Source organism: Nostoc sp. CCY0012 (assembly GCF_963920855.1).
Classification (GTDB): Bacteria; Cyanobacteriota; Cyanobacteriia; order Cyanobacteriales; family Nostocaceae; genus Cyanocohniella.
Genome location: NZ_CAWUDM010000022.1, coordinates 24,735 through 47,060 on the forward strand (window position 1 = coordinate 24,735; position 22,326 = coordinate 47,060).

Annotated in this window: 18 protein-coding genes; 8 read left to right on the forward strand and 10 right to left on the reverse strand. The window is 39.3% G+C overall.

The annotated features are described in order from the left end of the window. Positions 1-57: 57 nt before the first annotated feature. The 5 genes from ACM0OS_RS08655 (at position 58) to glf (ending at position 7,716) form a co-directional block, all read left to right on the forward strand. Complete coding sequence (locus ACM0OS_RS08655; RefSeq protein WP_414542770.1) at positions 58-2,394, forward strand: glycosyltransferase family 2 protein; 2,337 nt, start codon at positions 58-60, stop codon at positions 2,392-2,394. Positions 2,395-2,413: 19 nt separating this feature from the next. Beyond that, positions 2,414-3,220, forward strand: coding sequence for an ABC transporter permease (locus ACM0OS_RS08660; protein ID WP_414542771.1), 807 nt, complete (start codon positions 2,414-2,416; stop codon positions 3,218-3,220). Beyond that, positions 3,221-3,982: an ABC transporter ATP-binding protein gene (locus tag ACM0OS_RS08665; protein WP_414542772.1), complete on the forward strand. Its 762-nt coding sequence runs from the start codon at positions 3,221-3,223 to the stop codon at positions 3,980-3,982. A 37-nt stretch (positions 3,983-4,019) separates the two neighbouring features. Then, complete coding sequence (locus ACM0OS_RS08670) at positions 4,020-5,879, forward strand: glycosyltransferase (RefSeq protein WP_414542773.1); 1,860 nt, start codon at positions 4,020-4,022, stop codon at positions 5,877-5,879. A gap of 64 nt (positions 5,880-5,943) precedes the next feature. Next, the gene (glf, locus tag ACM0OS_RS08675) at positions 5,944-7,716 is read left to right on the forward strand and encodes a UDP-galactopyranose mutase (RefSeq protein WP_414542774.1); all 1,773 of its coding nucleotides are present in this window, start codon (positions 5,944-5,946) and stop codon (positions 7,714-7,716) included. Positions 7,717-7,922: 206 nt separating this feature from the next. On the opposite strand, the gene ACM0OS_RS08680 is transcribed toward glf, so the two are convergent. The 3 genes from ACM0OS_RS08680 to ACM0OS_RS08690 all read right to left on the reverse strand — a co-directional run bounded on the left by ACM0OS_RS08680 (position 7,923) and on the right by ACM0OS_RS08690 (position 10,916). Continuing rightward, positions 7,923-8,867 (reverse strand): glycosyltransferase family 2 protein, encoded by a 945-nt coding sequence (locus tag ACM0OS_RS08680; RefSeq protein ID WP_414542775.1) that lies wholly within the window; start codon positions 8,865-8,867, stop codon positions 7,923-7,925. 141 nt (positions 8,868-9,008) lie between these two features. Beyond that, positions 9,009-9,701, reverse strand: coding sequence for an acyltransferase (locus tag ACM0OS_RS08685; RefSeq protein WP_414542776.1), 693 nt, complete (start codon positions 9,699-9,701; stop codon positions 9,009-9,011). Positions 9,702-9,977: 276 nt separating this feature from the next. After that, positions 9,978-10,916 (reverse strand): alpha/beta fold hydrolase, encoded by a 939-nt coding sequence (locus tag ACM0OS_RS08690; protein WP_414542811.1) that lies wholly within the window; start codon positions 10,914-10,916, stop codon positions 9,978-9,980. Between the two features lie 82 nt (positions 10,917-10,998). Here ACM0OS_RS08690 and ACM0OS_RS08695 point away from each other — a divergent pair, with 82 nt between their 5' ends. Continuing rightward, positions 10,999-11,877, forward strand: coding sequence for a shikimate dehydrogenase (locus tag ACM0OS_RS08695; protein ID WP_414542777.1), 879 nt, complete (start codon positions 10,999-11,001; stop codon positions 11,875-11,877). A 95-nt stretch (positions 11,878-11,972) separates the two neighbouring features. Here the strand turns inward: ACM0OS_RS08695 and ACM0OS_RS08700 are convergent, their stop codons facing one another. The 3 genes from ACM0OS_RS08700 to ACM0OS_RS08710 form a co-directional block, all read right to left on the reverse strand. Continuing rightward, positions 11,973-13,544 (reverse strand): response regulator, encoded by a 1,572-nt coding sequence (locus tag ACM0OS_RS08700; RefSeq protein ID WP_414542778.1) that lies wholly within the window; start codon positions 13,542-13,544, stop codon positions 11,973-11,975. 5 nt (positions 13,545-13,549) lie between these two features. Beyond that, positions 13,550-16,921, reverse strand: a complete 3,372-nt coding sequence (locus tag ACM0OS_RS08705) for a PAS domain S-box protein (RefSeq protein WP_414542779.1) — start codon at positions 16,919-16,921, stop codon at positions 13,550-13,552. Positions 16,922-17,216: 295 nt separating this feature from the next. Then, the gene (locus ACM0OS_RS08710) at positions 17,217-17,828 is read right to left on the reverse strand and encodes a hypothetical protein (protein WP_414542780.1); all 612 of its coding nucleotides are present in this window, start codon (positions 17,826-17,828) and stop codon (positions 17,217-17,219) included. A 195-nt stretch (positions 17,829-18,023) separates the two neighbouring features. On the opposite strand from ACM0OS_RS08710, the gene ACM0OS_RS08715 reads away from it, so the two are divergent. Then, on the forward strand, positions 18,024-18,482 hold the full coding sequence (locus ACM0OS_RS08715) for a biotin carboxylase (RefSeq protein WP_414542781.1): 459 nt from the start codon (positions 18,024-18,026) through the stop codon (positions 18,480-18,482). Positions 18,483-18,609: 127 nt separating this feature from the next. Here ACM0OS_RS08715 and ACM0OS_RS08720 read toward each other — a convergent pair whose 3' ends face one another. The 4 genes from ACM0OS_RS08720 to upp all read right to left on the reverse strand — a co-directional run bounded on the left by ACM0OS_RS08720 (position 18,610) and on the right by upp (position 20,285). After that, positions 18,610-18,888, reverse strand: coding sequence for a YggT family protein (locus ACM0OS_RS08720; protein WP_414542782.1), 279 nt, complete (start codon positions 18,886-18,888; stop codon positions 18,610-18,612). A gap of 88 nt (positions 18,889-18,976) precedes the next feature. Then, positions 18,977-19,168 (reverse strand): hypothetical protein, encoded by a 192-nt coding sequence (locus tag ACM0OS_RS08725; protein WP_414542783.1) that lies wholly within the window; start codon positions 19,166-19,168, stop codon positions 18,977-18,979. After that, positions 19,140-19,487: a hypothetical protein gene (locus ACM0OS_RS08730; RefSeq protein ID WP_414542784.1), complete on the reverse strand. Its 348-nt coding sequence runs from the start codon at positions 19,485-19,487 to the stop codon at positions 19,140-19,142. The genes ACM0OS_RS08725 and ACM0OS_RS08730 overlap by 29 nt, the downstream gene beginning before the upstream one ends. Before the next feature lie 147 nt (positions 19,488-19,634). Then, positions 19,635-20,285: a uracil phosphoribosyltransferase gene (gene upp, locus ACM0OS_RS08735; RefSeq protein WP_414542785.1), complete on the reverse strand. Its 651-nt coding sequence runs from the start codon at positions 20,283-20,285 to the stop codon at positions 19,635-19,637. Positions 20,286-20,675: 390 nt separating this feature from the next. Here upp and crtH point away from each other — a divergent pair, with 390 nt between their 5' ends. Continuing rightward, the gene (gene crtH / locus ACM0OS_RS08740) at positions 20,676-22,217 is read left to right on the forward strand and encodes a carotenoid isomerase (protein WP_414542786.1); all 1,542 of its coding nucleotides are present in this window, start codon (positions 20,676-20,678) and stop codon (positions 22,215-22,217) included. Positions 22,218-22,326 lie beyond the last annotated feature (109 nt).

Sequence of the window (22,326 nt, forward strand, 5' to 3'; positions counted from 1 at the left end):
AAATCGTTTTGAACGAAATAGGCGTTTTGGGGAATTGTTAAAGTGGAAAATTACTTTATGGGATTTTTATCCCAACCAAAGTCACTATCCAGTATTGCTCATGTAAGTAATAGCACAATAGCTATTATTATTGTCACTTGTAATAAAATTAATTCTATTTGCTTACTTTTAGAAGATATTTGTAAACTCAAATTGTCCCAAACAAAAATTGATATTTATGTTGTAGATAACAATTCTAGTGATGGTACACAAGCTTATCTAGAAAAATTTTACTTTGCTAATGTTAGGGTTTTACAAACTGGTAAAAATTTAGGTGGTTCTGGTGGTTTTTCTTATGGTTTACAGGTTGTTAGTCAACTTAAATATGATTACATCTGGCTACTTGATGATGATGTGCGTCTTGATCCGTTAGCCCTCAGTGCCTTAATTACTACCTTACAAAAGCATCCTGAAGTGGGCGTAGTGGGTTCTCAAATTTGTAAGCTCAAAGCACCTAATACTATTCAAGAGCTTGGCAGCTTTGTCAATGATGCTAAAGCACATTTAACAATTAATTGGCAAAACCAAAGTAATATTTCTTATCAAGATATTCTTCAAGGCAAACCTTACATTAGTGTAGATGTTTGTGCTGCTGCATCACTATTATTACGCCGTCAATTAGTACAACAAATTGGCGTATTTGAAAATTATTTTCTCCACTTTGACGATGTAGAATGGTGCTTGCGCGCTCAAAAAGCTGGTTGGATTGTTGCTGTTAATCCTTATTCAATTATTTGGCATGATTCATCTGATTTTAAATGCCGTCCCTGGATTAATTATTACGATGAGCGTAATCTTTGTTATTGTTGGCAAAAACACCGTCCACATCTTTTATTAAAACGGGTAATTGTCAATGTACCACGGCTAGTTTATTACGCCGCTACAGGACGTTATTTTCTAGCTGAATTGACTATTGCAGGGTTTCAAGATTTCATCAATGGTATTCAAGGAAAGATGCCAAGAAATCTTAATTACACTGAATTATCTTTGGCAGAGATTATTCAGGTACCAGCTAAAGTTTTAGTGCAATCTTTTATATATCAAGATGATGGGCAAAGTCAGCTTTTAAAGCAGATGGAGTCTGAGCAAAAACTCATTCCCTGGTGTTTACCTGATAAGTTTGGGATTCACTTTTGCTTCTGGTTGGCTGCTTGGTTTAAAAAACCAGTTGATATCGCATTAGTTACTTATCAACATCCAGAATTTTTCGCCCTCCATTTGGCAAAACAAGTTTACTACTTTACGGGTAATGGCTATGTGCCGATTTCCATGAATCCTTTAGTTCTCATGCAAGCAGTTGTCAAGACTGCGAAGCAGATGTGGCAGATATATTGGCAAATTCACAAGCTGAAGTTATCGCAAATGCCCAAACCAAAGTCTACGCCATTAGATACCCTAGTTTCTATCATAATTTGTACAAGCGATCGCCCGATTTTTTTAGAAAAGGCATTGCAAGCCCTAGCACTGATTAACTACCAAAAATTTGAGGTAATTGTTGTTGACGCTTCATCCACAACTGAGACAAAAGAAATAGTTAGTAAAGTAGCTAGTAAACATAGCTTTAAAATTAATTTTCTGAGAGTTGAACCGAAAAATATTAGTTACTCCCGCAATATGGGAATTAAGCTAGCGACAGGTTCTATTGTTGCTTTTTTTGATGATGATGCTATTCCCCCATCCGAATGGCTAGAACAATTGTTAAATATTTATTCGCAACATGGAGAAAAATGTGCAGCGGTTGGCGGTACCGTGAGGGACTTAACTCGTCCTGGATATCCTTTACAATTCCATCGGGGAATTACCAATGTTTTCAGCGAAACAATCGCCATCCGTCGTGATGATGCTGCAAATTATAACCAAGCTAATGGCTTTTGGTTTAACGGGTTAATGGGAACTAATTCATCTTTTCGTAAAGACTTGCTGGAAAAAATAAATGGATATGACGAATTTTTTGATTATTATCTCGATGAAACAGATGTTTGTTTGCGCTTAATTCAAGCAGGATATGAAGTTCATTATGCTGATGTAGCTGTAGACCATTATCCTCAACCTAGTCATAACCGCATTGACCAAACACATCTGACTTGCTGGTATTCTTTAGCCAAAAATACCACTTATTTTGCTGTCAAGCATGGATTGAGAAAAGTAGTTTTACCTGTTTTAATTATTCGCTTAACATCACTACTTATCTATCGCTGTCTGTTAAGAATAATTCGGCTAAAATTTACCCATAATTTACCTAATACTGTTTTATTTAATTACATCAAACAAGCTTTTCATGGTATGTGTGTTGGTTGGCAAAGCGGATTTCAAAATCATAAATTAATGTTTGAAAAGGCTGAATTATCAAAATAGCTAAATTGCAAATAACACTATGTTTCCCACATTGAAAGTGAGTTTTAATAAATCAGAATTGCAGCATTACTGGGAATTATTACAAGTTTTAGTCAGCCGAAATTTAAAGGTACGTTACCGAGGATCTTTTTTAGGGGTTTATTGGTCGCTAATTAATCCACTTTTAATGACAGGAGTATACACAGCAATTTTTGGTACTGCTTTTGCTGCATATTATGACAACTCTATTGTTAATTATGTGTTGGCAGTATTTACGGGTTTAGTAGTGATTAATTTCTTTTCCGCATCGACAACCCAAGCATTATGGAGTGTCGTCGGTAATGGGGGATTATTAAATAAAATTTCTTTACCGGTGAGTATTTTTCCAATATCGCTAATTGCTGCCAATATATTTCAATTTGTCATTGGGGTGTTGCCATTACTGGCAATTATGACCTTGGTTAACTCTAGAAGCTTGTTAAATGTGCTAGCACTGCTATTACCTTTACTGGGGTTAGTTTTAGTATGTAGCGGGATGAGTTTGTTAGTCAGTTCTTTGTTTGTCTTTTTTAGGGATTTACCTTACTTCTATGAATTGGTGGTATTCATGCTGTGGTTGAGTAGTCCTATATTCTACCCCGCCGCCATTGTTCCAAAATCGGTGCAGTCGTTTCTTTTACTAAATCCTTTGTTACCAGTTATTGAAAGTATCCGTCAGATTTCTTTATCAGGAACAACACCTGATATTTACTTAATTGTCCATGCATTATCTAGTGGAGTAATTATTTTTGGGATAGGACTAAGTTGCTTTCACTGCTGGCGTCATTCTTTTATGGATTTATTGTAAATGGAAGTAATACGTCTCAATCGAGTTTCTTTGTGGAGAAGAACCCAAGAGGAGTTTTCTTATGATTTGAAGAAAACAATCTTGTCGTTTATCGAAGGAAAGTATCGTCAACCCACAAAAAAATTAGTTTTAGATAAAATTAATTTTGTGGTGAGAACAGGTGAAAAAATAGGTATTATAGGCGCTAATGGAGCAGGTAAATCTACACTTCTAAAAATTATTTGTGGAATTTTACAACCAACATCAGGAGTTGTCAGGGTAGCTGGAAAAATTGCGCCTTTAATTGAATTGGGTGCAGGATTTGATGGTGAAATTTCGGTAATTGATAACATTATTTTTTATGGAGTAATGTTAGGTTTCTCGCGCCAAGAAATGATTTCTAGAGTACCATCAATTTTAGAATTTGCCCAATTACAAGATTACTCTTTAGTCCCAGTAAAGGTTTTATCATCTGGAATGGCTGCGAGATTAGGCTTTGCGATCGCAACTGATGTCCAACCTGATATTTTAATCTTGGATGAAGTATTATCAGTGGGCGACGAAAGTTTTAGAAATAAGTGCAAGCAGCGAATTGCTAACTTTTGGAATGCGGATGCGACGGTGTTAGTCGTGTCTCATGATTTGGAGTTTATCAAACACTCCTGTGAGTGGGTAATTTGGTTAGATAAAGGAAAAATCAAATTAATTGGTGATGCTAAACAAGTTGTTCAAGAGTATTTACAATCCACGATGATTATTGATACTTGTAGTACTTCTCTCTGAAATTTAGGCAAAATATTTTCAACCAGGGTAAAATACCATGTCAGATATTCTTTTAAATCCCATAGTTAACAAACCATTTACTCAAACTACTGTTAAACTGCAAAACATTATTTTGCCGAATTTAGATATTTGCACGACAGAAGAACTTTTTTTAAGGTTAAATACTAAATCTGTATTGAACTATGAATACAGTCATATTGAACTAAAAAATTCGGGTGTTATCAGCTTTGATACTTATTTCAATGCTTTTTCAGTGCAAAAGTGGCTAGATTATACTAGGGTAAAAAACATAGGTTTAAATCTAACTTTGCAGGGTAAATTTAAAATTAGCTTGTTCAATATAGATTACGCTGCACAAGTGAAAAAATTAGTGAACCAAAAAGTAATTAATAGTCATGAGTTAGCAGACCGTAACGTTTTTAATAATATAGATATTAATTTATACAAAGGGTTACTTTATGTAGAGATTGAAGCATTAGCAAATAACTGCATTTTTCAAAATGGATATTTTTATGCAAACACTATTCAGACACAAAGCTTAGATCAAAAAATAGCCATTGTTATTTGTACATATAAAAGAGAATATTATATTAATAAAAATATTGAATTAATAGATAATTATTTATTCAAACAGTCAAACATAGGAAATAAATTTGAAATCTTCATTATAGATAATGGTAGAACTCTTAAAAATATATATGGCTCACAAATACATGTAATCCATAACAAAAATGCAGGTGGTAGCGGTGGATATACCAGAGGAATGCTGGAAGTCTTAGACCGTAAATCTGATTTTTCTCATATTATTTTAATGGATGATGATGTCGTGATAGCCCCAGAAGTATTTGAGAGAATATATAACTTTCAAAATGTTGCTATTGATGCAAATTTTTGCGTTGGCGGTAGTATGTTACGCCTAGATAATCAATACATGCAACACGAAAACGGGGCAATTTGGGATCAGGAAGTTGTACGAATTAAACCAGATTTAGATTTGATGAGTATCAATAATGTATTATTTAACGAAATAGAAGAATACATTAACTATAGCGGTTGGTGGTTATTTTGTTTTCCTACAAAACTGATAGATAATTCTAAATTACCTTATCCATTTTTTATTAAAATGGATGATATGGAATTTCCCCGCAGATTAAATCACAAAATCATTACTCTAAATGGTGTGTGCGTATGGCATGAAGCACTAGAAAAAAAATACTCTGCCATGATGAATTATTATTTAAAAAAGAATGAATTAATTTTAAATGTAATTGCTACTGATAATTTTAGCAAGCTAGATGCAATCAAATATTTTGTAAAATTTAGTATGAGAGAGGCATTTTGTTATAAATATAAAAGTGCCAATGTAGTTTTTCAAGCGGTGACTGATTTTTTAAAAGGGCCTGAATATTTGAAAACACTCGACCCAGAAGAAAAAAATTTAGAAATTAGAAGTATGGGTGAGAAAGCCGTAAAAAATCATCAATTACCTTTTATTTACGGAAAATATCAAGAAAGTTTGAGTGAAACAGAAAATACATTTTATCGTTGGTTCAGACTTATTACATTAAATGGTCATTTATTACCTTCTATATTTTTTTATAAAAATAATAAATTGACCCAGCAAACATACAAAATTATTTCCATGCAAAACTACAGACCTATTAACGTCTTTAGGTCGAAAACAGCTTTGTACTATAACTTACATAATGCAGAAGGGTTTGCTGTTGATTTTTCTAGAGAAGAATTTTTTAAAATTGCCATTAAAATTATCTTTTTATCTATACAAATATTCTTTAAATTTTCCCAAATCAAACGCAAATATAGAGACACCTTACCAGAACTTACCAATAGAAATTTTTGGGAAAGCTATTTAGAAATTAATAAATACTCCTCATAGTAGCAGCTTTCGTTTTCTTTTAGACATTCCTTTGCGTTAAAAACAAAAATTTATTGTACAAAAGATGAGCAATAATTGTAATATTACTACCTTCACCCCAGAGATACCCGATATACTTTGCCTATCTAATTTAAATTGGACTTGTATTCATCCCAGACTACAACATATTCTCAGCCGCTGCACTTCTGAAAAGCGGGTATTCTTCATCGAAGAAGTAGTATTTAATGATGAATCATTGGCGCACTTAGGTGTCAATCAAGACAAAAGTGGCGTCATGATTGTGGTGCCATATCTGCCCAAACATCTGAGTAAGGAGGCGATAAATGCCAACTTACAGACATTAATCAATAATTTATTGAGCGCAAATAATATCTGTCAATACATTTGCTGGTATTGTACATCGCAGGCGATCGCCTTTACACGCGACTTGCAACCCCAGGTCGTCGTATATGACTGTATAGATGAGTTACCGACATTTGCGGACTACAAAACAGAATTATTTGCTATTGCAGACGTAGTATTTATCAGTGAACAAAGTACTCACGCCATTCAAGCACACCAGCACCCTAACATCTATGCGTTCCCTAGTAGCGTTGATTGGGAACGCACCTGTATATCAATGATGAAACTGATAGATTTTGCCGTTACCGCCCGCCAGGATGAAGATACCCCTGATTCCCATCCTGCAATGCTGGGTTATCAAGTCTCAGACACCGTAAATACAGATATGGTATTTGATTACTTGATTGTAGGCGCGGGATTTTCTGGTAGCGTGATTGCAGAACGGCTGGCGAGTCAATCTGGTAAAAAAGTGCTAGTTGTCGATAAGCGCCATCATATCGGCGGTAATGCCTACGATCATTATGACGATCATGGTATTCTCATTCATAAATATGGCCCCCACATCTTTCATACCAACTCCCGTGAAGTCTTTGAATACCTCTCACAGTTTACTCAGTGGCGACCTTACGAACACCGCGTCCTCACCAGCGTCGATGGACAACTACTTCCCATACCCATCAATCTTGACACCATCAACCAACTTTATGGTATGAACCTCAATTCATTTGAGGTAGCAGATTTCTTCCAGTCCATAGCCGAACCGAAAGAATATATCCGCACATCAGAAGATGTAGTAGTGAGTAAAGTTGGTAAAGAACTATATACAAAATTCTTCCAAGGCTATACCCGCAAACAATGGGGACTCGACCCCTCAGAACTCGATAAATCAGTAATAGCCAGAGTCCCTACTCGTACCAACCGCGATAACCGATATTTTACCGATATCTATCAGGCAATGCCATTGCATGGTTTTACGCGCATGTTTGCGAAGATGTTAGACCACCCCAACATCAAGGTGATGCTAAATACTGATTATCGAGAAATCAAGCAGGTGATTCCTTGTCGGGAAATAGTCTACACCGGGCCAATTGATGAATTTTTTGATTATCGCTATGGCAAACTTCCTTATCGTTCCATTAATTTTCAACATGAAACCCACAACACCCCTGTATTTCAACCCGCGCCAGTCATTAACTATCCCAATGAACACCTGTATACCCGTGTCACAGAGTTCAAATACTTGACTGGACAAGAACACACAAAAACTAGCATTGTCTATGAATTTCCTCAAGCTGAAGGAGACCCTTATTACCCTGTACCGCGTTCTGAGAATAACGAAATTTATAAGAAATACAAAGCGCTGGCAGATGCAACACCAAAAGTGTATTTTGTGGGACGTTTAGCAACCTATAAGTATTACAACATGGATCAATGTGTGGCTCAAGCTTTGTTTATCTATCAACAAATTGCTGCTTTAGCAGTACGGCGACCATAGGAAATAGTGAGGAATTAAGTCCTCACTAAAAGCCTTTGAATATTGGCACTTATCTACCAATACGGTTCACTTAAGAGAAAAAGTAGGTTGGGTTAAGCGATAGCGCAACCCAACAAAGTCTTGAGGATGTTGGGTTTCCTGAAGTCAACCCAACCTACTACTAATTGTAGTTTTTAGCCTTAACTGAAAAGTATTGACTTACCTACTTAAAAAATAGCTAACAATAATGCCAGCAGAGGTTTGGCACTCAGCTTTTTTCTCTTAATGACATACCAAAAATGAGGACGTGCTGCTTTTGTTTCCCTAGCTTGCATTAAACTAATTCCTAAAACATAATTAGCTTCTAATAATCGGCGCTGAAAATATGGTTTGAAAGCATTTAGCCTAGCATCTTCCATAAATCGTTCATAACAGAATATTTGATTTTTGGCTTTGCGAATGTTAATTTGTGAATTGCTAGTCAATGTATCGCTTTGCTCATGTTGTCTATATCTAGTGAGTTTTTCTGGACAATAATACGCTCCTAAACCAGAACGACAACAAAGATAGTTTATATATAAATCGTAGCAACCACCAACTTCTTCAGGAATTGCATCCCAATCGACAACATTCTTACGAATAACAGCAGCACAGGCACTGGCTATAGACATCTTGACTATGCCAATGTCATAAAAAGGTTGATAAATACCTTCTTTTAAGGTATCCCGATTCCATATCTGCGAATTATTTTTTGTGAGAACCTCATCTATGATGCTATCTGTATTGATTATGTGAAAATCGCAAAAAGCTACAGCTAAGTTAGGATTAGCTTCTAAGGTTGGTACCAGCTTTTCTAAAAATTCTGCTTCCCACATATCATCGTCGTGTAAACTGGCAACATACTTTCCCTTTGCCATTTTTAAACCATGTTTAATATTACCTAACATTCCGATGTTACGAGAATGTCGCCAAAAGCGAATTCGTGTATCTTGGAAACTATCAATTATTGGTTGAAAATCTTCATCACTACAGTTATCACAAACAATGATCTCAAGATTTTGATAAGTTTGTTTAACTGCACTAGCAATTGCTTGCTTAAGATAATGTGGTCGGTTATATGAGGGAATAATAACACTGACTAAAGGTTGTTTATCTTCATGATTGTCTGACATTTTTGCTCCTATAGTTGTTATATTCTGACTTATATGATGTCTGCCAAATCAGCCATAAGAAACAGTTTGTATGGGAACTGACGCGTCTACAGTTCCGAAAGCCAGGACAGGACTAAAGTCCTGACTACGAGCCAACATTTTTTATTCCGTAGAGTTAACAAGTTCTTTCTGATTACGGCTTTTAATTACTTTTGCAGGTACACCCACAGCTATGGAAAATGGGGGAATATTTTTGGTGACGACGGAACCAGCGCCAATGACACTGCCATGACCAATAGTAACTCTATCTAATACTTTGACTCCGGAACCAAGCCAACAGTCATCCTCAATGGTAATTCCCCGGCAAGTTACACCTTGGGAACCAATTGGCTTGGTGGTATCTGCATAAATATGATTATTAGCAAAAATGCCAGAGTGTGCCGCAATTAAACAGTTATTACCAATTGATACATTGCCTGGCCCAGCAATAGTAACATAAGGCCCGATAAAAGTACCTTTACCGATATGAATAGACGTATTTATTAAGGCTTGAATGTCAACACCATAGCTAAAAATCACGTCATTTGCTATGTAAATAAGATTATTTGAATGTCCACTAGCATCAATATTAACACCTCGACAAATCCTCACATCAGTGCCAAGTTTAATACAACTAGGTTCAATAAACTCTACACCATATTGAATACTTACTATTCTGCCCTTACTGGAAAAAATATGGCGATACATTGAATTTCTTAATTTGCTACCTAAACTTGTAGGTATTCCTCTTAAGCAATTAAGTATTAAGCTTTCCTGAATTTTTTTCCATTTTCCAGGATATGGTTGAGGCTTCATTTTTAGGTGAACTGCCATAAATTACGGTGGCTTATTTATAGCAGTTTTTGTTTTTCAGGTTATGCCAAAATGACAAAAATATCCAAGATAAATAGTAATACTAGCTAATTATTTATATTTGATTTTTAATATACATAATTCTAATTTTAAGAAGAAAAAATAATTCTTAAGGTAGACATAATCCTGGATAATTAACTAAAAAAAACTGGCAGTGAGTGGGAAAACACTTTCTCATACTCAGTTGTATTCAACAAGAATCCCACTCCCTACTCGCCATTAATGTGGAATCGACAAAACCCAATCTCGTAACAGTGGGTTTACTTGTTCTGGGACTTCATCGTGGGGACAATGACCAGCTACCAGAAAATGCTCTGTGAGTTCAGGATAATATTGACGAAACTTTTGGGAACGTTCCCGCGCATTCATCCAAGGATCAGCTTCTCCCCACAATAGCAATAGAGAACAAGTTAATTGCTTTAATAAAACATCAACTTTCTCTCCTTGGGGAGTACTAAACACGGAAACAAATACATCTAAAGCACCAGGATCATCAGCAGGACGGCGAATTTCTGCGATTAATTGGTCTGTAATTGCACTTTTATCGAAATAAACTTTCTCTAAAGTTTGGCGAATTACCCAATGTTGGCGTATGTATTGAAATAACAAAAACTGGGCGAATTGTTGTTGAAACATCCACTTCACAGAATCACCTAAAAGTTTCTGTAAGGGAGAAGGTTGCTTGGGTGGCTGAATTTGTGACTGTAATGCTTCCGGTTCAGAACTAGTTTGGTTTTGGCTAAAAGGGCCAGCGCTATTGAGCAACACTAAGCCAGCCGCAGCATCAGGACACTGGGCCGCAACACACAAACAAGCATACCCACCTAGTGAATTGCCCGCCAATACTGCTTTTTGACCAATCACTTCACTGATAAAATCAGAGAGTTGATCACGCCAGAGATCGCCACCATACTGCAATTTAGGTTTTGCTGAACGGCCAAATCCCAAAAGGTCAATGGCAAATACTTCAAAATCTGCACACAGTCCTGTGATATTCTTGCGCCAGTGGTCTGTGGAAGCACCAAACCCATGCACCAATAGTAATGGTGGACGTTGTGGTTGTTTTTCTCCTGCATGGACATAGTAAATGTTATGTCCGCGCCACTGCCAATATTGTCCAGGAATGGGCGTTGTCGAAGAGGCTGTGGTTACCTGCATGATATAAAGAAATGTTAAGTAACTTCTAATAATTGTAGACCAGCGCCGCTGGGCAGAAGTCAAAAAAATTATCAGCTGACTAATGACTAAATTATTAATTACAGGTAAAACTCAACTTTTGGGCGTAATTGGTTATCCGGTGGAACATTCGCTGTCACCTGTGATGCACAATGCGGCGATCGCTCAATTGGGATTAGATTATATTTATCTGCCTTTTCCTATCGAACCACAGAATTTAGAGGTGGCGATCGCAGGCTTTGCCGCTATGGGGGTTGTGGGTTTTAGTGTGACTATTCCTCATAAACAGGCAATTATGCCTTTATTAGCGGAAATTACGCCCATTGCCCAAGCTATTGGAGCAGTAAATACTGTTTACCGTCAACATGATCAATGGGTAGGCACAAACACCGATATCGAGGGATTTATTGCCCCTTTACAAACAACATATCAGCAAAACTGGAGTCAGCAGGTAGCGGTGATTTTAGGCAATGGTGGTGCAGCGAGGGCGGTTGTCGCCGGATGTCATCAATTAGGGTTTGCCCAAATTCATGTTGTGGGGCGTAATCTGGAAAAGTTAGAGGAATTTCGTCATAGTTGGGGAAATTCACCCTTAGCTGAGAAATTACAAGTACATACATGGGACAAACTAGCAAAACTGATACCTCATGCCAATTTACTAGTTAATACAACCCCTGTGGGTATGTATCCCCATGTGAATGAGTCACCTTTGAGTGCCGAGGAAGTAGAGAAAATTTGCCCAGGTGCGATCGCCTACGATTTAATCTATACTCCTAACCCTACACAATTTCTCCAACAAGCCCAAAAACAGCAGGCGATCGCCATTGATGGCTTAGAAATGTTAGTCCAACAAGGAGTAGCAGCATTAAAAATCTGGTTACAGTTGGAAACTATTCCTGTAGATGTGATGCGCCAAGCTTTGCGAAATCACCTGAGATTGTAGTCGAGAATGGAGAGTGGACAGTAAGGATTGGAGAGATGAAGAAGAGAAAGAAGTATTTTTGTTCTTGTCCCCTTGTCCCCTTGTCCCCTTGTCCCCTATTCCAGTCGTAACAGTAATTGCACAGTGAACCTTGTCCACCCCTCAGTGCTAGTAACTGAAATATTGCCTTGGAGATATTGCACTAACTTTTTCACCACGGCCAAACCTAATCCTGTACCTTCATGTTGCCAGCGATCGCTTTGCGGAATCCGGTAAAATACATCAAAAATCCGTGATTGTTCTTCTCTAGGGATGATTACCCCAGAATTACTGACTATGATTTCCCACAAGGGCATTTGAGCATCTGTGCTGGTTACAAGTTGGGCATTAACGGTAATCGTTTCCTCAACAGGAGTATACTCGCAAGCATTATTGAGTAACTCTGAAATAATTCTGGTAAGAAGAGACGTATCTGAAATCACAGGCGGTAAATCTGGGGAAACACTAACTTGTAAAGTTTGTTGCCTAGCTTCAGCACGTTCTTGAAAAGCATCAATAACATGAGGTAGCCAATCTTGAATGTTAATAGAAGTTAATTCTAAAGTATAAAAATCGGCATCAATAATCCGCATGTAGAGCAGGTTATCAACTAAGTCTAACTCTTGTTCACACTGCTCACGTAAAATACTTAAGTAACGGTTGACTGACCAAGATGCAGCAGGCGGTTCTGACTGCAAAATTCCTTGTTGATCCAAAATATGTTCTAACATGCAGATAGCCATTTTCATGTTTGATAATGGCGTTCGCATTTCATGAGATGTGGTTGCGAGAAAATCCTCTTTCAACTGGTTTAATCTTTGCAGTTCTACCACTTGAATTTCTAGTTGTCTGGCACGTTCATCGGCAAGATTGCGTTCTTCCATCAGCCGACGTTGGGTGTCATCTCGAAAGACTAAGACAGCGCCTGTAATCACACCGTTATTGTCTCTCAAAGGTGTAGCACTATCAGCTATGGGAATAGTTTTGCCATCTTTAGCAATCAGTAGCACACGACTTTCTAGATAAATAGTAGTTTCTTTTTGCAGAGCTGAAACGATAGGATTTGCTGTGGGTTTTTGAGTTTGTTCATCAATGAGTTGAAAAACTGTGGTTAATAACTGTCCTTTTGCTTGATCCCATCGCCATCCTGTGAGTACTTCAGCTACTTGATTGATGTACTTGATATGCAATTGCGGATCAACCACAATCACCCCATCCCCCATACCCCGCAGAACAGAACTCAAAAATTGCTCGCGTTCATAGCGATTGAGTGCTGTTTGAATGGCAACATAAAGTTCTTGTTCTTTAATGGGTTTGAGAATATACCCAAAGGGAGACGTCAAAGTTGCTCGCTCTACGGTGCTTTTATCGGAATGTCCAGTAACGTAAATCACAGGAATTTGCAATCGATTCCAGATATGCTCTGCTGCTTGGATACCATCCATGTCCCCCCGCAGGCGAATATCCATTAAAATCAAGTTTGGGCGCAGTTCATGGGCTTTGGCAATAGCATCTTCTGCGTTGTCGGCAATATCTATAACACTGTATCCCAGAGATTCTAAACTTTCTTGTAAGTTGATAGCTAGGATATATTCATCTTCAACAACAAGAACCCGAACTATTTTTGTTATCTGGTTATTTGCTGTCATACTGATCATGTTAATATCCTGTTGTTTATAAAAGTAATTTTGAACTCTGTTCCCTGTTGGCAATTAATTTCCAGATTTCCCCTCAACTGTTTAACTAATCCTTGAACCAAGGTTAATCCCAGTGTGTTCAGCTTTTTGCTATCAAAGTCTGGAGGTAGTCCAATACCATTATCTCTAATAATGAGTGTTAATTGTCGCTCACTTTCTTGATAAAATTTGACCTGAATTTCGCCTGGACGATGATCAGGAAAAGCATATTTTAAAGCATTAGAAACTAGTTCATTAATAATCAAGCCACAAGGAATCGCTGTTTCGATGTCCAAGCTAGCATCATCAACTTGAATATTTAGTTGAATTTGTTGGGAACTGACGTTATAAGAATCAAATAAGTGAGTTGTTAAATCGGGAATATATTGGGCAAAATCAATATCGGCAAGTTCTTCAGAACGGTATAGTTTTTCATGCACTAAAGCTATGGAGGCAATGCGGTTTTGGCTATCCCTTAAAATTGCCGTTGCCTGAACATCTTGTGTGCGTCGGCATTGCATTTGCAGTAAACCACTGACAATTCCTAAATTGTTCTTGACACGATGATGAATTTCTTGAAGTAATACCTCCTTTTCCTTCAAAGATGCTTTGATTTTTTCATCAGCTTGCTTTTGCTCAGTGATATCTTGTTGAATAGCAACAAAGACATTGCCATATTCAGGATGCCCAAAAACTGATGTGGTTGCACGACACCAAAACGGTGTACCATCTTTCTTTACATTGTGGATTTGATAGGTGACTTCACCCCATTGGTTGATAGCTGCGGCGATCGCCTGATGAGCTGCTTGGGCTGTAGTATGTTCATCTTCATAGTTGACAATCGACACATGCTGATCTACTAATTCACCAGATTCATAACCAAACATCTGCTCAAACTTAGGATTGGCATAGACAATGATGCCATCAGAGGCTCTAATTAAACAAATGCCTTCTGCCATGTTGCGGGTGATTACAGCTTGCAGTTCTAACATCTGTTCTGCACGTTTGCGATCGCTGATTTCCAGAACCACAATACCCACACCAATTAGTTGAGTAGTTGCAGACAAAATTGGAAAGTAAGAAGCCAACCACGTCCTCATCACACCAGGGAGTTTTGGTGTTTCGCCACTTATTTCTGCATCTAAAACTGCTTCACCTGTGGTTAATATGTGTTGAAAAACTTGTTCCTGCTTCGGTGCGAGATCAGGGACAATTTCCCACGGTGTCTTACCAATATGCTCTGCTACGGGAATGCCGTTGATTTCGGCTAATGCTTCATTAATTAACGAGTAACGTAGCTGCTGATCGAGGACGGTTATCCCTACGGGGGCGCTGGAAATGAAGGCATCTAATAACTGTTGCTTGTGAGCCAGTTGTCGTTCTAGAATTTTGCGTTCTGTAATGTCGATGGCAACTCCACCCACTAATTTGTGTTCAGATACTCCGGGAATCGGAAATTTATACACCAAAAACTCACTCAGGCTACCGTCTGGTCGAGGAGCAAACTCAATTAGTTCAATTACTTGGTTAGTTTCAGCAACTATGCGAGTGTTATCCAGATGGTTTTGAGCAATCTCCGGTGGATGAATATCAAAAATCGATTGTCCAATCCTGTCTTCGGGTAGGATTTCAAATGTAGCGGTACAAGCATGGTTTAAGTAAACTATGCACCCATTTGCATCTGTAATCCAAGCCAATGCAGGGCTATTGTCCATAAATGCCTGAAACCGTGTTTCACTGTCTTGTAGTGCTATTTCTGCTTGTTTGCGCTCACTGATATCAATGATCACACCCAGCATTCGGATAGGATCACCTGCTGCGTTATAAATCCCCCGCCCTTTCCCACTCAACCAGTGAACTGTGCCATCAGGATAAATTACCCGATATTCAGCTTCGTAATTAGTATGTTGTGCTAATGCATTGAATACAGCCTGGGTTACTCGTTCTTGATCTTCTGGATGAATAGCATCGTTCCATAGCTGATATTTTGCTGCTGTTGTTTGTGGGTCTAACCCTAATAAGCGATAATGATTGTTGTTCCACATCACTTCACCAGTGGGAATATTCCAATCCCAATTACCGATATGGGTAAATTCCAACGTTAGTCTGAGTTGTTCTTCACTTTTAGCTAAGGCTGCTTCTGCTCGTTGGCGATCGCGTAGTGCAATGTACTGTTCGGTTACGTCTTGGGCTGTGCCATAAAGACGAACTACCAGCCCCTCCCGATTGAATCCAGCATGTCCAATTCCCTCAAAATAGCGATAAGAGGTATCAGGTTGAACTACACGCAAAATTAATTTGTAGGACTCACCAGTGGCGATGGCCTTTTCTACGGCTTGGTGAAGTTTTGCAGCATCTTCTGGGTGATATAGTTGTAAATTTTCTGCATAGGTCGGCTCCAGTTGTCCTAAATCGCGGTGAAAAAGGTCAAATAGCCCTTTAGACCAGCTAATTTTACCAGTAGCCAAATCATAGTCCCAATTGCCCAGACGAGCGACTTGCTGTGATTCTTCCAAACGAGCTTCGTTTTGTTTGCGATCGCTCACATCTTGGACTACACCATGCCAAGCTACATCGCCATTACTCCGGCGTTCTGGCATAGAATTACCTTGCAACCATTTGAGTTTTCCAGAAGGGGTAATGATTCGCCATTCATGGGTAAATGGTTCTAAGTTCTGGTAGCTTTGGTTAACTGCATCGTTATAGCCTTGAACATCATCGGGATGCATTTGTCCCAAACACAGCATGGCATTCTCTAGTACTTGCTCCGCTGTGACTTCATAAATTTTCTCAACAGCAGAATTTATATACTCAAAATGAACACAGCCATCTGGAGACTGGACAAGGGTGTAAATATTCCCCGGTAAGTTGGCTGCTAAGTGCTGAAATCGCGCTTCACTTTGCCGGAGTGATTTTTCTATCTGTTTGCGTTCGCTAATATCGAAATTAGTACCTGTAACAATCCAGCATTGTGCATCTTCAACATAACGGGAGCTATAGGTAGCTGATATCCATCGTAGGGAACCATCTGTGTGATGAAATCGGTATTCTACTGTTACAGTGCGTTCAGCAAAGACATCTGCAAACATCGGTATGATGATTTCTTCTCTATCCTGGAGATACACTCCCAACATCCACAAATCTTGATTAGTGATAATTTCCTGGGCAGTATAGCCAAAAATAGCTTCACAACCAGGAGAAAGGTAATCACATTTCCAATCGTAGTTAGGGTAGACACGAAAACTAACAATAGCAGTTGCGATCGCGCTATTCAGAATTTCCTGAAAATGATTGGCTTTGCTGCGTTCTTGCTCTAAAGCTTTCGTATAAACTGATTCAGGATTATCCATATAATTGACTCAGCCCCTTCAGGGCAGAAATGGGGAATAGGAAATAATTCGCAATTCGCAATAGAGCCTACGGCACGCTCCGCGGTAAGCGAAGCTATGCCCGCTAGGGCTGTACGCAATTCGCAATGCCTCTTTCAGAGGAGCTACGCTAACGCAATAGCAGCCCAAGGATGCCGCTAGGCTGTACGCAATAAAGAATTTTAAAAATAAATGATACAAATATTACCTGATAATTTATTTACTTTGAGGTAAATACAGATAGAATTAATTTCCTGATCTCCCCATTGCCTAATCCCTACCTCTGGGGCCAGCGCCAATTGTAACGATTCCATTCATAAATACCTTGAATTTCGTACTCAGAACCGTCGTAGAAACGCACCACGCAATTAGTAGGACAATCATCGCCATCGTCAATTTCATCAACTTGCAGCACTATGCAAGAAAACCATTCCCGTATGCAAGGGCCATCGTTTTGTACCCATTCCCATAGTGCATTGGAAACTTCGATGCGATCGCCTACTCTCAGTTTGAGTGCATCTTCAAAGTAAGAATACTTATCAAAATGATATGATTCTACACGATTTAGCCATTGCAAACCGTAGCGTTGGCGAATGAATTGTACATTGCCAGAATCGTTGTCATGTAGCCAGTCGTTGAGTAATTGCACCTTCCAAGTGCGGTTTTGTTGTTCCTCCATCTTGACGAACTGTAAAAACACTTCTAATTCTTCTGAAGTAAGTTCGTCTAAGGGATTGGCTACATCTGACATCCTAGATTTCGAGTTTCCCTGAATTTGCTCGATTACTTGCAATAATATCTGTTTCTGCCTATCAGAGAGAGGGCAACTAGCTGCATCACAACTATTAAATGCTGCTTGCATGGCTGTTTCAATCTCATCTGGAGTCATAAGTTAATGGCAACTGAAGGGTGTATTTCCCTAATTATTACAAAAAAGTTAAATTGCATGGACTGGGGGAGAGTCGCTAATGACCAATGACGCCTGCAATTGCTGTTTGAGCCTAGAATCCCTACTCTAGAAGGGTAGGGAGTGTGTCAACATATTTAAATATCGAAGACATCAACAAATTCACCAATTTTAGCTATGCAGAAATATTCAAAAATCATAACTCAGTATGCAAAATTAACATCAGTCGTCTTGATTGCCTGTGTAATCACATTTCTATCGTGGGTGCATACTCCCTCAGCTGTAGCGCTGACACAAATTAAATTATTTGATCTTTCCTATCAAGATTGTCCACCAGAACTGGCAGAAGGCGCTGTGATCAGTAGTGGTAGTGCAGCAGCTAACTGCTTTATTGTTACTGGCAAAGCAGAAAATGGCACTTATAAAACTGTATACGACGCAGATATCTTCGGACGGGTCTATGATGCTAACAATAACCCAGTAATGCAAAACCGCACCCGTCTTGGTTCTATAGCCGAAGTTCCTCCAGGCGTCAGTGATTTTGAATTAAGAATATCCGTAGCTGCAAACCAACCGGAACCTTTACAGTTGAAGCAGTTTAAAGCCGCCGGCTTTAGTGGACAAGTCCGCAGGTAAAAGAGGCAAGGGGGGAAGAAGGCAGGGGAGCAGGGGGCAGGGGGAAATACTTTCGATTAGTACTAACATCTTTGTTTTTCATCTTCTTCACCTCCCCCATGTTCCCATTGCCAGTTTTCTGCTACAACTAAAATCCCTGTACAAATGTCAGGCTAGTTAAGGTTCTCAGTAAGCCACCAACTAAATTAAGTGCCAAAAATGCCAAAATGGGGGATAAATCTATACCACCCAATGGGGGAATAATTGAGCGAAACAGATTAAGATAAGGGTCGGTTATCTGGCTTAAAGCAGCAAAGGGCTGGTTATACCAGTTGATGGTGGGGAACCATGTCAATAAAACCCGAATAATTAGCAAATAGCTATAGAAGGTGACAAAGGTAGCCAAAGTGGTAAACAGTAAATTCATGGATAAGTTACTTTCCTGCTAAGTGTCAAAAGTGGTCTTATTATTGATTTTAATTTAGTCCACGACATGAAGTGTGCGGATTGCCGCATTAAACAGTATTAGCACTTTGTCTAGAGATTTCCCAGAAACCAGAAACAAATTTTTTAATTTCTACATCCAGCACAACATCTTCTTGATCTTTCTCCCCTTGTCCCTTGCCCCCTTGTCCCCTTGTCTCCTTGTCTCCTTGTCCCCTTGTCCACCACCCACCCTCATGAATCTTGGGTAAGAGAGCGGTCATTCACCGACTGAGTGGAACTACCGTTAACATTTCCTAGTTGTTGGCGCACTTCATCAATTGTGGCATTCAACTGAGCTATTTTATCTTCGAGCGATCGCCTGGCCATTTCCATATCTTCATCATCTGAGGCGATTATTTGCCGCCGTTTCGCTGATACTTTTTTGGTTCCTTTTTGGCCATTAATTAGTTCGGTTTCTTCTTCGGCGATCAATTCCCCATCCCGACGAGAAGCAATCACAGCACCGAGAACGCCACCAACTACGCTACCAAAAATTGCTCCTGCGAAAAAACCACTGGCAAAACCATCACGCTGACTCATACTTTACCGCCTTGAACAAATCTTGCAACTTCTAGATGTAGTTCAGCTATTTTTCGTTCATAGCTGCATACTAGCTTCAAAATCAAAAAATAACCAATCGTTGTGTAAGCAAAAAACCAGGGAGAGTGAGTTATTTTTGGGATTTCCCTAAGTCCCAAAGATGCGATCGCCTGCATCTCCTAATCCCGGTACAATGTATCCCTGCTCATTGACTATTTCATCAATGGTCGCAGTGTAAACTATTAAACCTGGATACGCCGCACTCAGTTTTTGTAACGCTGGTGGAGCAGCTACTACACAGACAATTCTTGTCAACGCTGGGTCAACACCCCGTTGTGTTAATTCTGTCATGGCCGTCATAATTGACCCGCCGGTTGCTAACATGGGGTCGGTAATTAACACCCTAGTTTGGGGGTCAAATTTTTCTGGTAATTTGTTCAAGTAGCAGCTAGGCTCCAGTGTCTCTTCATTTCGCACCAAGCCTAAGTGGTAAATCGAAGCCAACGGTAGCAAGGTCTGCGCTCCTTCTAATAATCCTAGCCCTGCCCGTAAAATAGGCACAACTGCCATAGGCACTTCTGGATTAATCAAAGTTGCTGGACATGCATCTAAAGGACTCTGCACCATTGTTTCTAAAGTTGGCAACCACTCTCGTGCCGCTTCGTAAGTCAGCCATCTGCCCAACTCTGTCATGGCACTACGAAATAAGACCGAGGGCGTAGCAGCATCACGGGCAACTGCCAGCCAGTGCTTGATTAAAGGATGGGGTGGAACATAAACACGCAGTTGTACCGTCATAGCCAAAAATGGGCGCTTACATTTTCTAAGAACTGAAACATCATCATACTCTTTCCGGCGTACTGCTAACCGCTAAAATCAGCATTCTCCAATTTAATGCAAACTTTTTGCATTAATAGTTGACATCTATTCTCAACCAAGGCTATATTGTTAATCAGTGTTCTCCTCTCTTTAAGGATCGGCAGACGGGATTGGCCAGCGGTAGCAGGCTTGTCCCTCTTTTTTGTGAAAATTTAACTGAGCAAAATCTTATTTCTACAAGTTTTAAAGGGCTGAATCCCAATATATTCAAGGTTTAGCAGCCCTTGGCAGCAGATATTAAGATAAAGTGCGTATAATACCTCTAAAAAAAGTAATATAAAATACGATTTCCTTAAATAATTTCATGTAATGGCTGACCGCATATCCTCAACTTTCAGCACAGCAACTTCATCTGTTGATTCTTCTTTTGACGTAATTGTTATTGGTTCTGGTATTGGCGGTTTAGTGACAGCAACCCAGTTAGCAGCCAAAAAAGCTAAGGTGCTGGTACTAGAAAGTTATTTAATTCCAGGTGGTAGTTCTGGTACTTTTGAACGCCAGGGTTATCGATTTGATGTGGGCGCATCCATGATTTTTGGATTTGGACAAAATGGTACTACTAATTTACTCACCCGCGCCCTTGATGCTGTAAATGTTAGCCAAGAAACAATCACTGATCCCGTACAGATTCACTATCACTTACCCAATAAATTAGACCTGAAAGTTGAACGGGTTTATGATAAATTCTTGCAAAATCTTATTGCTTATTTTCGCCATGAAGAAAAAGGTATTCGTCGCTTTTATGACGAGTGTTGGCAGGTTTTCAATTGCCTTAATAGCATGGATTTACTGTCGCTAGAAGAACCTCGGTATTTGCTGCGAACTTTCTTACAGCATCCCTTAGCGTGTCTTGGTTTGGTCAAATATCTCCCCCAAAATGTTGGCGATGTCGCCCGACGCCATATTAAAGATCCAGAATTATTAAAATTTATTGATATGGAGTGTTATTGCTGGTCAGTGGTGACAGCTGACATGACGCCAATGATTAACGCGGGGATGGTTTTTTCTGATAGGCACTATGGCGGAGTTAACTATCCTAAAGGCGGAGTAGGACAAATTGCCCAAAAATTGGTAGAGGGTTTAGAAAAAGCTGGAGGTAAGATTCAGTACCAAGCTAGAGTCACAAAAATTATCACAGAACAAGGGCGTGCCGTTGGAGTGCAACTAGCTAATGGTAAAATTTATCGTGGTCAACGAATAGTTTCTAATGCTACACGTTGGGATACTTTTGAAAAATTACTACCTGTAGAGAAAATACCCTCTAATGAGAGAAAATGGCAACAAAGCTATGAAAAATCGCCAAGTTTTCTGAGTCTGCATATGGGAGTAAAAAGTTCAGTGTTGCCTGAAGGGACAGAGTGCCATCATATAATTTTGTCAGATTGGCAGCAAATGACAGCACCATCTGGCACACTGTTTGTTTCCATTCCCACATTGCTTGACCCTGATTTAGCTCCAGAAGGATATCACATCATCCATGCTTTTACACCTGAGTGGATGAATGAATGGCAAGGACTGTCTGCTAGTGAGTACGAGGCGAAGAAAGAAACAGCTGCTGGGCAAATCATTGACCGACTAGAAAAATTTTTCCCCGGCTTAGACGCTGGCTTAGATTATTTAGAAGTAGGGACACCCCGCACCCATCGCCGCTTTTTAGGGCGTAAAGATGGTACTTATGGGCCCATTCCCCGGCGCAAGTTACGGGGGTTGTTGGAGATGCCATTTAATCGCACAGCAATTCCGGGACTTTATTGTGTGGGAGATAGCACTTTTCCTGGTCAGGGATTAAATGCAGTAGCCTTTTCTGGTTTTGCTTGCGCCCATCGCATAGCTGTAGATTTGGGATTTTGAACATACGGTACCGAATTTGGGATTAACAAACCCTTCTCAGGCGCAGCTGGAGAGCAACAAGTGTTTCGCAGTACCATATAAGCGCCAACTATCTCTCCAATGGTGGATA

Bases quoted from the DNA above. Each gene is read 5' to 3' on its own strand.
- ACM0OS_RS08665 (WP_414542772.1), top strand. From the start codon at position 3,221: ATGGAAGTAATACGTCTCAATCGAGTTTCTTTGTGGAGAAGAACCCAA.
- ACM0OS_RS08700 (WP_414542778.1), bottom strand. From the start codon at position 13,544: ATGACAGCAAATAACCAGATAACAAAAATAGTTCGGGTTCTTGTTGTT.
- ACM0OS_RS08715 (WP_414542781.1), top strand. From the start codon at position 18,024: ATGCAGAAATATTCAAAAATCATAACTCAGTATGCAAAATTAACATCA.
- ACM0OS_RS08670 (WP_414542773.1), top strand. From the start codon at position 4,020: ATGTCAGATATTCTTTTAAATCCCATAGTTAACAAACCATTTACTCAA.
- glf (WP_414542774.1), top strand. From the start codon at position 5,944: ATGAGCAATAATTGTAATATTACTACCTTCACCCCAGAGATACCCGAT.
- ACM0OS_RS08680 (WP_414542775.1), bottom strand. From the start codon at position 8,867: ATGTCAGACAATCATGAAGATAAACAACCTTTAGTCAGTGTTATTATT.
- ACM0OS_RS08705 (WP_414542779.1), bottom strand. From the start codon at position 16,921: ATGGATAATCCTGAATCAGTTTATACGAAAGCTTTAGAGCAAGAACGC.
- ACM0OS_RS08710 (WP_414542780.1), bottom strand. From the start codon at position 17,828: ATGACTCCAGATGAGATTGAAACAGCCATGCAAGCAGCATTTAATAGT.
- ACM0OS_RS08685 (WP_414542776.1), bottom strand. From the start codon at position 9,701: ATGAAGCCTCAACCATATCCTGGAAAATGGAAAAAAATTCAGGAAAGC.
- ACM0OS_RS08660 (WP_414542771.1), top strand. From the start codon at position 2,414: ATGTTTCCCACATTGAAAGTGAGTTTTAATAAATCAGAATTGCAGCAT.
- crtH (WP_414542786.1), top strand. From the start codon at position 20,676: ATGGCTGACCGCATATCCTCAACTTTCAGCACAGCAACTTCATCTGTT.
- ACM0OS_RS08730 (WP_414542784.1), bottom strand. From the start codon at position 19,487: ATGAGTCAGCGTGATGGTTTTGCCAGTGGTTTTTTCGCAGGAGCAATT.
- ACM0OS_RS08695 (WP_414542777.1), top strand. From the start codon at position 10,999: ATGACTAAATTATTAATTACAGGTAAAACTCAACTTTTGGGCGTAATT.
- ACM0OS_RS08655 (WP_414542770.1), top strand. From the start codon at position 58: ATGGGATTTTTATCCCAACCAAAGTCACTATCCAGTATTGCTCATGTA.
- ACM0OS_RS08720 (WP_414542782.1), bottom strand. From the start codon at position 18,888: ATGAATTTACTGTTTACCACTTTGGCTACCTTTGTCACCTTCTATAGC.
- ACM0OS_RS08690 (WP_414542811.1), bottom strand. From the start codon at position 10,916: ATGCAGGTAACCACAGCCTCTTCGACAACGCCCATTCCTGGACAATAT.
- ACM0OS_RS08725 (WP_414542783.1), bottom strand. From the start codon at position 19,168: ATGACCGCTCTCTTACCCAAGATTCATGAGGGTGGGTGGTGGACAAGG.
- upp (WP_414542785.1), bottom strand. From the start codon at position 20,285: ATGACGGTACAACTGCGTGTTTATGTTCCACCCCATCCTTTAATCAAG.